Here is a 12,769-nt window from a genome sequence, read left to right as displayed (position 1 = left end):
AGTCTATGCTATACTACTAGTAAACTTATTTATGGAGAAAATACATGAAACGTGAGATTTTACTGGAACGAATCGACAAACTAAAACAAATCATGCCCTGGTATGTTCTGGAATACTACCAATCTAAGCTGGCTGTACCTTACAGTTTTACAACCTTGTACGAATACCTCAAGGAATACTATCGATTTTTTAGCTGGGTTTTGGAGTCTGGCATTTCAAACGCAGATAAAATGGTTGATATTCCTTTATCTGTCTTGGAAAATATGTCTAAGAAAGACATGGAATCCTTTATCCTTTATCTACGAGAACGTCCTTTGCTGAATGCTAATACAACAAAGCAAGGTGTCTCACAAACAACTATCAATCGAACCTTGTCAGCACTTTCTAGTCTTTATAAGTATTTGACTGAGGAAGTTGAAAACGATCAGGGAGAACCTTATTTCTATCGTAATGTAATGAAGAAAGTTTCAACCAAGAAAAAGAAAGAAACACTTGCTGCCAGAGCTGAAAATATCAAGCAAAAACTCTTTCTAGGTGATGAAACAGAAGGTTTTCTAACTTATATCGACCAAGAGTATCCACAACAGCTCTCAAATCGAGCTCTCTCATCATTCAACAAAAATAAGGAACGAGATTTGGCCATTATTGCCCTTCTCTTGGCTTCTGGTGTTCGCTTATCTGAAGCTGTTAATCTGGATATAAGGGATCTCAATCTCAAAATGATGGTTATTGATGTCACTCGAAAAGGGGGTAAACGTGACTCGGTCAATGTCGCTGCCTTTGCAAAGCCATATCTAGAGAATTATCTGGCCATTCGTAATCAACGCTATAAGACAGAAAAAACAGATACAGCCCTTTTTTTGACACTCTACAGAGGTGTTCCTAATCGTATCGATGCTTCCAGTGTGGAAAAGATGGTTGCTAAGTACTCTGAGGACTTCAAAGTCCGTGTAACTCCCCATAAACTACGACATACTCTAGCAACTAGGCTTTATGATGCGACTAAATCGCAAGTTTTGGTCAGTCACCAGCTAGGACATGCAAGCACACAAGTAACTGACCTCTATACCCATATCGTTAATGATGAACAAAAGAATGCTCTAGATAGTTTATGNAATACATAAAATAAATTATGTAATATATGATTTTTAAAAAAGAAGCTGATCCTACGACCAACTTCTTTTTGATTTATCCAACTACCGCTTCAGCGATTTCTTCACGGCTAATACCAGCGAAGTAGCGTGTGATATCAATGGTTTCTAGCGCCTTAAGGACATCTTCGCGTTCGTATTTGACGCCACGAAGGACATCTTCTACAGCTGCAACGTCTTCAATACCAAAGAAGTCACCATAAATCTTGATGTCTTGGATTTTTGATTCAAGGACGTTGGCAAAGACTTCGACCTTACCACTGGTGAATTTTGTTCCACGACGGACGTTAAATTCAGGTGATTTACCGTAGTTCCAGTCCCAAGTTCCAAACTTAGTGTCCTTGATGCGATTGATTTCAGCTACTTCTTCCTCAGAAAAAACGTATTCTGTCATCTCTGGATACTCTTTTTTCATGTATTCCAANAGTAAATCACGGAATTCTTCGACTGTGATTTTTTCTGGTAATTCATTGATAATATTGGTNACACGAGCACGAACCGATTTCACACCTTTTGANTCAAATTTGTCCTTTGAAACCTTGAGGGCGTTAGCAAGGACTGACAAATCNACGTCAAAGAGTAAGCAACCGTGGTGCATGATACGGCCGTTGATATAGGCTTGGGCATTGCCGCAGAACTTCTTACCATCAATCTCAAGGTCATTACGACCTGTGAACTCAGCTTTAACCCCAAGTTGAGCCAGGGTATTGATAACCGGAGTTGAGAAGCTCTTGAAGTCAAAAGCCTTGTTTTCATCTTCCTTTGAGATAATCGTGTAGTTGAGGTTATTTAAATCGTGGTAAACAGCTCCACCACCACTGATACGGCGAACTACCTCAATACCATTTTCGCGAACATAATCACGGTTGATTTCTTCGATAGTGTTCTGGTGACGACCAACAATGATAGATGGCTTGTTAATCCAAAGTAGGAAGATTTGATCCTCATCCAAAAGGTGTTTAAAGGCATATTCTTCCAAGGCAATATTAAAGGCAGTGTCGTTTGAATGATTGATAATATATTTCATGATATCCCTTTATACGATAGAGACTGGAAAACACCTTTCCAGTCTAATCTATCTTTCTTTTATTTTTTCTTAGGTGAGTGGATGGCCATTCCTAAAACATCCGCAAATGCTTCGTACATCACTTCAGAGTAGGTTGGGTGTCCGTGGATAGTCTTCAACATTTCTTCAACAGTAATTTCCATTTCGATAATGCTTGACGCTTCATTGATTAATTCTGCAGCTGCAGGACCAATGATATGAACACCAAGGATTTCTCCGTATTTCTTATCTGCAATGACTTTTACGAAACCTTGAGCTGCATCTGATGCAATGGCACGACCGTTAGCAGCAAAGTTGAATTTACCAATGGCTACATCGTATTTCTCACGGGCTTGTTCTTCGGTCAAACCTACTGCTGCTACTTCAGGAAGAGTATAGATGGCTGCAGGAGTCAAGTTCAGTTTGGCAACAGCATGATTTCCTTTAAGGGCATTTTCTGCGGCAACTTCCCCCATACGAAAAGCTGCGTGAGCCAACATCTTAGTACCGTTGATATCACCTGGTGCGTAAATACCTGGAACTGAAGTTTCCATATATTCGTTGACCTTGATACGACCACGATCCAATTCAAACTCAACATCGCCAATACCTTCAAGATCCGGCACACGACCGATTGAAAGAAGAGCTTTATTTGCGATGATATCGTCTTTTCCTTCAACCTTGATACGAAGTTGACCATTTTCCTCAATGATTTCTTGCAGTTTAGTACCAGTCAAGATGGTCATTCCTTTACGCTCAAGGATCAAGCGAAGGTTCTTAGACACTTCGGCATCCATAGCTGGCACGATACGGTCCATCATTTCGATAACAGTTACTTTTGAACCAAATGTCATGAAGGCCTGACCAAGTTCGATACCGACAACACCACCACCGATGATAACGAGGCTTTCTGGCACTTCGTTCATTTCAAGGATGTCATCGCTGGTCATGACAAGTGGAGATTCCATACCAGGGACGTTGATTTTGCTGACTTTTGAACCACCAGCAAGGATGATTTTCTTGGTTTCAAGCAATTCAGAACCATTTACCAAGACATTCTTGTCTTTAGTAATAGTACCGATACCCTTATGAACAGTAACTCCGTAGCTACGAAGAAGTCCTGCAACTCCGCCAACCAAGGTATTGACAACCTTAGACTTGGTTTCAAGGAGTTTGTCCATATCTACAGTGAAATTTGGATTTTCGATTACGATACCACGGTTTGCGGCATGATCGATATTTTCGATAATTTCAGCGTTGTGAAGATAGGTCTTGGTTGGGATACATCCACGGTTCAAGCAGGTTCCACCGAGTTCAGATTTCTCAACAAGGGCAACCTTACCACCGAGTTGGGCAGCTTTAATGGCCGCAACATAACCAGCAGGACCTCCACCAATCACAACGATATCAAAGGCATCATCGCTCTTACCATCGTCGTTTGAGACACTAGCTGCAGGTGCAGGGCTAGCTTCTGGCGATGCGGCTCCAGCTGTTGGGATGTTTTCCCCTTCTTCTCCGAGGTAACCGATAACTTCCGTTACAGGGACAGTTTCGCCATCTCCTTTGAGAATGGCAATCAAGTACCCATCTTCTTCAGCTTCCAATTCCATGCTGACTTTGTCAGTCATGATTTCCAAAAGGATTTCTCCTTCTTTTACAAATTCCCCGACTTTTTTATTCCATTGGACGATTTGTCCTTCTGTCATATCCACGCCGGCTTTTGGCATAATTACTTCTAAGGCCATGTCTTCCTTCCTTTATCTATATCTTAAAAATGAATACTCTTGTTCTTAAATCAACATTGATATTGGATTTTCAATCAATTCTTTCAAGTCCTTCATAAACTTAGCACCAGCCATACCATCTACGACACGGTGATCAATGGTCAATCCTAGGCTCATGATAGGGCGAATCACAATTTCACCATTGACAACAACTGGCTTCTCAATTGTCGAGCTCACACCAAGGATAGCTGAGTTGGGTTGGTTGATGATTGGACCAAAGGACTGAACGCCAAACATTCCCAAGTTACTGATTGTGAATGTTGAATTTTGCAGTTCACTTGGAGCCAATTTACCATCCAAGGTACGACCAATAACATCTTTGAAGGCTACAACCAGTTCTGAAAGACTCATCTTCTCAGCATTGTAAACAACAGGTGTCATCAATCCATTATCCATCCCAACTGCCATGGCAAGATTGACATAGTTGTGAGTGATAATGGTCTTGCCATCTTCTGTCAATGAAGCGTTGATATAAGGGTGTTTCATAAGAGTCTTAACAACAGCAAGTGAAAGAAGGTCTGTTACAGTAGTCTTCTTCCCAGTTGCTTCCATGATTGGCTCAAGAACCTTCTTACGAAGAGCCAACATTTCAGTCATATCAACTTCATAGTTGAGGGTGAAGGTTGGCGCAGTTAGGTAAGATTCAACCATGCGTTGGGCAATAACCTTACGCATTGGTGTCATTGGAATACGTTCAATTTCACCGTATGGTGTTACGTTATCAGGGACTTCTTCCACTTTTTCAATCTGAGCAGGAGACTTAATGGTGTCGTTTTCGATATTTTCAGGAAGCAAGGCTAAAACGTCCTTCTTCATGATCTTACCACGGTGACCCGTTCCTTGGATTTCCTGCCAAGCAATATTATGTTCGAGGGCAATTCGTTTTGCAAGTGGCGAAATGCGAACCACGTTTGTGTCTTTATAAGTTTCCACGTCTTCTTTGTGGACACGACCGTTTGCACCTGAGCCAGAAATGTCGTAGAGGTTGATCCCTAAATCATCCGCTAACTTTCTAGCTGCAGGAGTCGCTCTTAGCTTGTCATCAGCCATGACCTCTCCAATTCTATTATAAGATACTAAGGGCGTCAAAAGTCAAAGTGAAAATAGGAAACTAGACGAAGAAACTTTAGTTTCTAGGAAAGTTTATCTTTTTCACACAGACTTTAGCCCGAGTTCAATTATATGATACAAAGGGCGTTAAAAGCGACTGAAAAATAGGAAATCAACGCAGACTTCGATGAAGCCAAGGAGATTTATCTTTTTTCCGAGCTTTTAGCCCGTGTTCGAATATAAGATATTAAGGACGAAAAGGGCAATGAAAAAATAGGAGATTGACGATGTGTTCGATGAACACAAGGAAATCTATCTTTTTTTCGCAGACCTCCGTCCGAATTCAACTCTACAAGCAACTTGGATACAACACGTATCTCAAGTTGCTACGGTTGCCGCTATTAGGCGGTCAACCTAGTAGACTTACTAAGTCGTTCGTCGAATAACATCGATTCGACTCTCTCCTGTCGCAAATTTGCAAATAACTTGGGTATAATACATATCTCAAGTTACTAAAGTTAAAAACAACCGTTATTTTACATAACTTATTTTATGTAATTCTATTCTTTGTTATATGTTTTACGGATGGCATCTTTGATGCTTTCAACTGTTGGAATCATTGCATTTTCTAGGTTTTGTGCATAAGGCATCGGCACATCTTCTCCTGCACAGCGGCGGATTGGTGCATCTAGATAGTCAAATGCTTCTGATTCTGAAATAATAGCTGAAATTTCACCGATATAGCCACTTGTTTTATGGGCATCGTTAACCAGAACAACCTTACCAGTCTTCTTAACTGAGTTAATGATGATATCCTTATCAAGCGGAACAAGGGTGCGTGGGTCAACAATCTCAACAGAAATTCCTTCTTCTGCTAATTCTTCAGCAGCTTGAACCACACGGCGAAGCATTTTCCCATAAGTAACAACTGTTACATCCGTTCCTTCGCGTTTGATTTCGCCGACTCCAAGTGGAATCGTGTAGTCTGGATCAACTGGTACTTCCCCTTTTTGGTTAAATTCTGACTTGTACTCAAGAATGATAACAGGGTTGTTATCACGGATAGAAGACTTAAGCAGTCCTTTCATGTCCGCAGGCGTACCTGGTGCTACAACCTTAAGTCCTGGAATATGAGTAAACCAAGACTCTAGTGATTGCGAGTGCTGGGCGGCAGATCCAACTCCGTTACCAGCTGCACAACGGATAGTCATTGGAACCTGACCTTTACCACCAAACATGTAACGTGTTTTAGCAGCTTGGTTGACGATATTGTCCATGGCAATAACCGAGAAGTCCATGAAGGTCATATCAACGATTGGACGAAGTCCTGTCATGGCTGCTCCTGCTGCTGCTCCTGAAATGGCAGCCTCAGAAATCGGACAGTCACGAACACGTTCTGGACCAAATTCTTCAAGCATTCCGACAGAAGTACCGAAGTCTCCTCCAAAGACACCGACATCTTCTCCCATCAAGAATACATTTTCATCGCGACGCATTTCCTCAGACATAGCAAGGATAATGGTGTCACGGAAGGACATTGTTTTTGTTTCCATTTTATCTCTTTCTCCTTAGTCTGCGTAAATATCTTCAAATGCTGATTCAAGTGGTGGGAATGGACTTTCTTCCGCAAATTTAACAGAAGCTTCTACTGCTTCCTTAACTTGCGCTTGGATTTCTTCCAATTCTTGGGCGCTTGCAATAGTATTTTCAATGAGGTATTTGCGAAGATTTTCGATTGGGTCTTTTTGTTTCCACAATTCCACTTCTTCACGTGTACGATATTTACCAGGGTCAGATGATGAGTGACCAAGCCAACGATAAGTGACACTTTCAATCAAGACTGGACCATTACCACTGCGAACATGATCTACAGCTTTCTTAAATCCTTCATAGACGTCGATGACATTGTTACCATCTTCGATGAACATTCCAGGAATTCCATAAGCGGCGCTACGTTGATGGATATGTTCTACATTGGTCATTTTCTTGATATCCGCAGAGATACCGTAACCGTTGTTAATGCAATAGAAAATGACTGGCAGGTTCCAGATAGAAGCCATATTTACTGCTTCGTGGAAAACACCTTCGTTGGTCGCACCATCTCCAAAGAAGCAGACAACGATTTTTCCAGTATGTTGCATTTGCTGACTGAGGGCTGCACCAACAGCGATTCCCATACCACCACCTACGATACCATTGGCACCGAGGTTACCAGCATCTAGGTCGGCGATGTGCATAGAACCACCTTTACCTTTACAGGTTCCAGTGTATTTGCCGAGGATCTCAGCCATCATTCCGTTGAGGTCAATTCCTTTGGCAATAGCTTGCCCGTGACCACGGTGGTTTGATGTGATCAAATCGTCTGGGTTGAGAGCTAACATAGCACCCACGTTAGCAGCCTCTTCTCCAACAGAAAAGTGCGTCATTCCTGGCACTTTCCCTTTCTTTACTAATTGCGCAATTTTTAAGTCCATGCGACGGATTTCTTCCATCTTACGGAACATCTCTAGCAAAAGATTTTTATCTAAAATTGACATCTTCTTGCCTTTCTAACTTTCTTCTTACCTTACTATTTTACCGTTTTTGACAAATACTGTCAAAGTTTTTCTAAAGAAAATTTCACAAATTAAAAAAGAAAATCCCATAGGAATAAGGGATTTTCTTATTAGGAATATTTTTTCACAAACTTTTTATCGTTTAGATTTTGCTAAAGATTCAAATCTCTTCATAATCATAGTTAAACGCCAACGGTAGAGAATCCCACTCACAATTAGACTAATAATCAAGCCAATCCAGTAAGAATAAGCTCCAAAATCTGTTAGGGAATCAAATAGCATAGCCACTGGGATTGCTACGCCCCAATAACCAAGCAAACCAAGGTAAAAAGGAATAACTGTATCCTTATACCCCCGTAAAATTCCCTGGAGCGGTGCTGCAAAGGTATCTGCTAACTGGAAGAAAAGACTATAAGTCAAAAAGCGCGCTGTCAAATCGATAAATTCTGGGTCGTTACCATAAAGACTAGCCACATTTCCCCTAAAAATGTAAAGGAAGGTTAAGGTGAAGGCCGCAAAAATGAGAGCTGTCCATCTTCCTAGACCAATATAGGTTTTCGCATCATCAAATCGCTTTGCTCCCACTTCATAGGAAACGACAATAGCCATAGCCGATGAGATACTCATAGGAAAGGCGTACATAAGACTTGAAAAGTTCATGGCTGACTGGTGACTAGCGATAATCAAGGATGAGAACTTAGCCATAATCAAGCCAACCACGGAAAAGATAGCCACTTCCGCAAAGACAGTTCCCCCAATAGGCAGACCTAAGCGAACTCCTTCCTTAATTTTATCCATATTAAGTGGAATTCGTTTCTCAAGATGTAGGTCTTTGAGCTTCTCCTGTTTAAATAAGACCAGAACAGAAATCCCAAGCAAGACCCAGTAGGCCAAGGAAGTACCTAAACCAGCACCAGCACCTCCCAGTTCTGGAACACCAAAGGCACCGTAAATCAAGAGATAGTTAAATCCGCTATTGAAAGGAAGTAACAAAAGCATGAGGTACATGGACAGCTTGGTCAAGCCCAGCGAATCCAGCAGGGAGCGAATAACACTAAAAAGCAACAAGGGGATAATTCCGATAGATAAAAACCAAAGATAGCGAACCGCTACTGCCGCCACCGGTGCTTCTAGTCCAATATGATTCAAGATTGGTGGTGCCAAGAAAAGTACCATCCCCAGCAAGACCACGGATAGGCCCAAGGCCAGATAGATGAACTGGTAAAAATCAGACGCAACCTCTTCCTTTTTGCCTCGACCAAGATGGTGACCAATGATGGGCACCAGGGCTGACACAATCCCTGTTAGGAATGTAAAGAATGGATTCCAGATACTGGTTGCCATAGACACACCAGCCAAGTCCATGGTATTGTATTTGCCAGTCATAGTCGTATCAACAAAGGATGCAGAATAATTGGCAAATTGATAAACCAGGATGGGGAAAAATATCTTTAAAAATAAGATAAACTTATCTTTAAAATGATGGGTTTGGTACATATAGGCTCTCTATTCTTTTGGTTTACAAAGCAGACTCCCACCTAGTTTTGATAGACGATTTGTCCCTTACAGATGGTATATTTAACCTGCCCTTTTAATGTTTCACCAATGAATGGTGAATTAGCTGCTTTTGAAGCAAAATGGGAGTCCACAAGGCGGTCAGCCTTAGCATCAAAAATAGTGATGTCCGCCGGACCATTCTCAGCCAAGTAACCTGCTTCCAAATTGTAAAGCTTGGCTGGGTTGTAGGTCATCTTTTCGAGTAATTCCATCAAGCTCAGCTCCTCAGCTTCCACCAAATAAGTTAAACCGAGAGAAAGAGAGGTTTCCAAACCTGTCATGCCAGATGGTGCTTTGGTGATATCCTCAACATTTTTTTCATCTGCATGGTGAGGCGCGTGGTCTGTCGCAATAACTGTGATGACACCTGACTTGAGACCTTCAATCACGGCACGACGGTCTGATTCCAAACGAAGTGGAGGATTCATCTTAGCATTGCTACCTTGAGTCAAGAGGAGTGCTTCCGTCTTGGAGAAATGCTGTGGCGCTACTTCTGCTGTTACTTGCGCACCTAACCCTTGAGCAAACTCCACTACTTTAACACTTTCTTCCTTAGACAAATGCTGAATATGAACATGGGCCTTGGTTGCATAGGCAATCATGACATCACGCGCCATCATAGCATACTCAGCTACCCCAGTCGCACCGCAGATATGGAAATGTTCTTTAGCGATATTTTCATTAAAGCCAAGAATACCGTTCAAACCTGGATCTTCCTCATGAAGACTAATAAAGGTATTAAGCTTTTTAGCTTCCTCCATGGCTTCCTTGACAACTTTACTACTTTCAAGCGGAATACCATCATCAGAAAAACCAACGGCTCCAGCTTCTAAGAGTACTTTAAAGTCAGTCAAATCTTGCCCATTAAAATTCTTAGTAATGGTCGCAACCGTCTTGACATTAATCTTTTCCTTTGCAGCTGACTGGAGAACTTCTTGCAGGGTTTCTACATCTGAAATGGTTGGACTAGTATTAGCCATCATGACAACAGTTGTAAAACCGCCTGCAGCGGCTGCTAGGGCACCAGTATGAATATCTTCCTTGTGTGTTTGACCAGGTTCACGGAAATGCACATGAATATCGACCAAACCAGGAGCAACCACAAGACCAGTAGCATCAATCGTTTCTGCTCCTTCTTCCTTGACCTCAGGCGCAATGTTAACAATTTTCCCATCGTGAACTAAAACATCACACACTTGATCCAAACCAGACTTGGGATCCATTACACGACCGTTTTTGATTAGTAGCATCTGCTTTCTCCTTTATTCATAGAAATCGACTTGGGTATCCAACAATTTATCCCCATCATAAACAAATTTGGCTGAAAAGAAGGGTTTGTCCTCTAAAAGCCATTCAACAAAGGTGTGGTCACCTTCCCAAGTTGGCTTGCTGAGAACTTCGTCATAGGGAACCCATTCTAGCGTCCCCTCATTACAGTCAATCAAGTCGCCCTCAAACTCCGTCACCTTAAAAACATAGGTATACCAGTCTAAATCTGGCGTAAATTCAGGAAAAGTGATAACACCTTTTAGAACTGGCTTAGCTTTGAGCCCTGTTTCTTCGAGGATTTCACGCGCAGCACATTCCTGAGGTGTCTCTCCTCGCTCTAGCTTACCACCCACGCCAATCCATTTCCCTTCATGAACATCATTAGGCTTCTTATTACGGTGAAGCATGAGTAGTTCTTTCCCGTTATCAATGTAGCAAATCGTCGCTAACTGAGGCATATTTTCTCCTTATCTAAGCCAATCGATTGGCTCTTGTCCTGTCTCTTTTAAGAATGCATTGGCCTTGGAAAAAGGCTTGGAACCCCAAAATCCTCTATAAACTGACAAAGGACTGGGATGGGCTGATTCGATAATCAAGTGATGAGGATTGGTAACCAGAGCCTTCTTCCTGCGTGCAAAAGAACCCCAAAGGACAAAGACTACAGGTCTATCCAGATTATTGACAACCTTAATAACCGCATCTGTAAAGGGTTCCCATATCTGACCAGCATGACCATTGGCCTGTCCAGCAGGAACCGTCAAACAAGCATTAAGAAGCAAGACTCCTTGCTCAGCCCAAGCTGTCAAATCATGAGATTTCTTAACTCCGATATCATCTGACAATTCTTGTAAGATATTTTGAAGGGATGGCGGAGCTGGGATAGAGTCAGGTACAGAAAAACTCAAGCCCTGCGCCTGACCTGGCCCGTGATAGGGGTCTTGGCCTAGAATCACCACCTTAACTTCTTCAAGCGGTATTGTCAAGAGAGCCTGAAAAACCTTTTCCTTAGGTGGATAAACAGTTCCCTGAGCATAGACCTGCTCCATAAACTGATTGATTTTCCCAAAATAACCCTCAGGTAATTGCTCCTTGATCAAAGCATGCCAAGACGAATGTTCCATAGCCGACTCCTTCGTTTTTACTGCCTCTATTATAGCAAAAAGTGGCTATCTAAACCACTTTTTACAGTTTATCTAAACAATCCAGCAAGTCTTCGTAAGAATGGGCTTCGTAGGTTGGCTGGGCTTGTGTGTGATTTTCGAGGTGATGAGGATTGTACCAGATCGTGTCAATCCCAGCATTGTTGCCACCTTGAATGTCGGCGGTTAGGGAATCTCCAATCATCAGCGTCTTTTCTTTGCTAAAACCTGCAATCTGTTGGCCAATTTTTTCATAAAAGAGAGCATCTGGCTTTTGTGTTTGCAATTGCTCAGAGATAAAGACTTGATTGAAATAAGGTTCCAGACCCGATTGAGCCAAACGTCCCGTCTGAATGGCAGTAATTCCATTTGTCGCAGCATACAGCTCATAATCACGCTCAATGAGACTGTCCAAAAGCTCATGAGCGCCCGAAAGAGTTTGTCCCTGCTGGGCTAAGTAAAACTGGTAACGTTGGGCAAGAAAACTACCGTCTTTTTCCTGTCCAAAATGACCAAATAAACGAGAAAAGCGCGTGTTAACCAGCTCTTGTTTACTGATTTTCTTCAGCTCCAAGTCCTTCCAGAGAGCCTTGTTCATAGGAACGTAATAGTCTTTATAAACCTGAATATCTGCAACTCCTNCTTCTCTTAGAAGTTGCGTCAAAGCCACATCCTCAGCAGCATCAAAATCAAGAAGAGTGTGGTCGAGGTCGAAGAGTAGAAATTTGTAGGACAATTTGAGAGTTTTCCTTTCTAAGATAAACAACTTTCACTTCAGCCAGTTGTTTAATGTAAAAACTTAAAAGTGGTAAAGTATAACAAAAATAATAGTTCCAATTGATTAACTAACACATACTATTCTGGTGAATTATAAAAAAATCTTCTATAAATTCGAGCAATAGTTAAAATAGCTACAAATATGATTCCCAAAATAGATAATACTATTTTCACAAAACTCATTTCAGAGCCTATTACATAGATATGAAAAAGAGGGGCTAGTCCTACACATAGAGACAATAGATAACTACTAAATCTTATCTCACCAATTCCTGCAAAAAAATGTTTCATTTTAAATATTCTCCTTTGAAGCCCCTAATGATTAAAAATAATGACTGCTTAAAATTAAACAGCTCTAAAATCTAAATATTTGTCAGAGATAAGCTATACTAAGATTATTTTTTAAGCACAACCTTCTTGCTCTTATGGTTTAATTATATTA

Annotated in this window: 13 protein-coding genes; 2 read left to right on the top strand and 11 right to left on the bottom strand. The window is 41.4% G+C overall.

From position 1 onward, the window contains the following. The first annotated feature begins 44 nt into the window (after positions 1–44). Positions 45–1,124, top strand: a complete 1,080-nt coding sequence (xerS, locus tag D8837_RS08620) for a tyrosine recombinase XerS (protein ID WP_125456801.1) — start codon at positions 45–47, stop codon at positions 1,122–1,124. Between the two features lie 64 nt (positions 1,125–1,188). Here the strand turns inward: xerS and D8837_RS08615 are convergent, their stop codons facing one another. From D8837_RS08615 to D8837_RS08605, 3 genes are read right to left on the bottom strand one after another with little or no spacing between them, the layout of a single operon-like run. Further along, positions 1,189–2,178 carry a lipoate--protein ligase gene (locus D8837_RS08615; protein WP_125456800.1) on the bottom strand — a complete coding sequence of 330 codons (990 nt, stop codon included), beginning with the start codon at positions 2,176–2,178 and terminating at the stop codon, positions 1,189–1,191. Positions 2,179–2,237: 59 nt separating this feature from the next. Further along, on the bottom strand, positions 2,238–3,941 hold the full coding sequence (gene lpdA, locus D8837_RS08610) for a dihydrolipoyl dehydrogenase (protein ID WP_125456799.1): 1,704 nt from the start codon (positions 3,939–3,941) through the stop codon (positions 2,238–2,240). Between the two features lie 45 nt (positions 3,942–3,986). Next, positions 3,987–5,030, bottom strand: coding sequence for a dihydrolipoamide acetyltransferase (locus tag D8837_RS08605; protein ID WP_125456798.1), 1,044 nt, complete (start codon positions 5,028–5,030; stop codon positions 3,987–3,989). A 289-nt stretch (positions 5,031–5,319) separates the two neighbouring features. On the opposite strand from D8837_RS08605, the gene D8837_RS09765 reads away from it, so the two are divergent. Continuing rightward, positions 5,320–5,448 (top strand): hypothetical protein, encoded by a 129-nt coding sequence (locus tag D8837_RS09765; protein ID WP_260468888.1) that lies wholly within the window; start codon positions 5,320–5,322, stop codon positions 5,446–5,448. Between the two features lie 142 nt (positions 5,449–5,590). Here the strand turns inward: D8837_RS09765 and D8837_RS08600 are convergent, their stop codons facing one another. The 8 genes from D8837_RS08600 to D8837_RS08565 form a co-directional block, all read right to left on the bottom strand. Beyond that, positions 5,591–6,583 carry an alpha-ketoacid dehydrogenase subunit beta gene (locus D8837_RS08600; protein ID WP_061452541.1) on the bottom strand — a complete coding sequence of 331 codons (993 nt, stop codon included), beginning with the start codon at positions 6,581–6,583 and terminating at the stop codon, positions 5,591–5,593. Positions 6,584–6,598: 15 nt separating this feature from the next. Further along, entirely contained in the window at positions 6,599–7,567 is a 969-nt protein-coding gene (locus D8837_RS08595; protein ID WP_125456797.1) for a thiamine pyrophosphate-dependent dehydrogenase E1 component subunit alpha, read from the bottom strand. A 153-nt stretch (positions 7,568–7,720) separates the two neighbouring features. Next, positions 7,721–9,082, bottom strand: a complete 1,362-nt coding sequence (gene pdrM / locus D8837_RS08590) for a sodium-coupled multidrug efflux MATE transporter PdrM (protein ID WP_125456796.1) — start codon at positions 9,080–9,082, stop codon at positions 7,721–7,723. Positions 9,083–9,123: 41 nt separating this feature from the next. Next, positions 9,124–10,392: a dihydroorotase gene (locus D8837_RS08585; protein WP_125456795.1), complete on the bottom strand. Its 1,269-nt coding sequence runs from the start codon at positions 10,390–10,392 to the stop codon at positions 9,124–9,126. Positions 10,393–10,404: 12 nt separating this feature from the next. Beyond that, positions 10,405–10,869 (bottom strand): NUDIX hydrolase, encoded by a 465-nt coding sequence (locus D8837_RS08580; protein ID WP_001135768.1) that lies wholly within the window; start codon positions 10,867–10,869, stop codon positions 10,405–10,407. 9 nt (positions 10,870–10,878) lie between these two features. Beyond that, the gene (locus D8837_RS08575) at positions 10,879–11,532 is read right to left on the bottom strand and encodes a uracil-DNA glycosylase (protein WP_125456794.1); all 654 of its coding nucleotides are present in this window, start codon (positions 11,530–11,532) and stop codon (positions 10,879–10,881) included. 61 nt (positions 11,533–11,593) lie between these two features. Continuing rightward, complete coding sequence (locus D8837_RS08570) at positions 11,594–12,286, bottom strand: YjjG family noncanonical pyrimidine nucleotidase (protein ID WP_125456793.1); 693 nt, start codon at positions 12,284–12,286, stop codon at positions 11,594–11,596. A 119-nt stretch (positions 12,287–12,405) separates the two neighbouring features. After that, positions 12,406–12,618, bottom strand: coding sequence for a hypothetical protein (locus D8837_RS08565; protein ID WP_125456792.1), 213 nt, complete (start codon positions 12,616–12,618; stop codon positions 12,406–12,408). Between the last annotated feature and the right edge of the window lie 151 nt (positions 12,619–12,769).

The sequence above is a fragment of the Streptococcus mitis genome, assembly GCF_003942965.1.
Lineage (GTDB): Bacteria > Bacillota > Bacilli > Lactobacillales > Streptococcaceae > Streptococcus > Streptococcus mitis_BH.
The sequence above is the reverse complement of the archived record's forward strand: the minus strand, read 5'-3'. Positions and strand labels throughout refer to the sequence as shown.

Coding starts and splice junctions, on each gene's coding strand:
- D8837_RS08565 (WP_125456792.1), bottom strand. CDS start 12,618: ATGAAACATTTTTTTGCAGGAATTGGTGAGATAAGATTTAGTAGTTAT.
- D8837_RS08585 (WP_125456795.1), bottom strand. CDS start 10,392: ATGCTACTAATCAAAAACGGTCGTGTAATGGATCCCAAGTCTGGTTTG.
- pdrM (WP_125456796.1), bottom strand. CDS start 9,082: ATGTACCAAACCCATCATTTTAAAGATAAGTTTATCTTATTTTTAAAG.
- D8837_RS08605 (WP_125456798.1), bottom strand. CDS start 5,030: ATGGCTGATGACAAGCTAAGAGCGACTCCTGCAGCTAGAAAGTTAGCG.
- D8837_RS08580 (WP_001135768.1), bottom strand. CDS start 10,869: ATGCCTCAGTTAGCGACGATTTGCTACATTGATAACGGGAAAGAACTA.
- D8837_RS08575 (WP_125456794.1), bottom strand. CDS start 11,532: ATGGAACATTCGTCTTGGCATGCTTTGATCAAGGAGCAATTACCTGAG.
- lpdA (WP_125456799.1), bottom strand. CDS start 3,941: ATGGCCTTAGAAGTAATTATGCCAAAAGCCGGCGTGGATATGACAGAA.
- D8837_RS08600 (WP_061452541.1), bottom strand. CDS start 6,583: ATGGAAACAAAAACAATGTCCTTCCGTGACACCATTATCCTTGCTATG.
- D8837_RS08595 (WP_125456797.1), bottom strand. CDS start 7,567: ATGTCAATTTTAGATAAAAATCTTTTGCTAGAGATGTTCCGTAAGATG.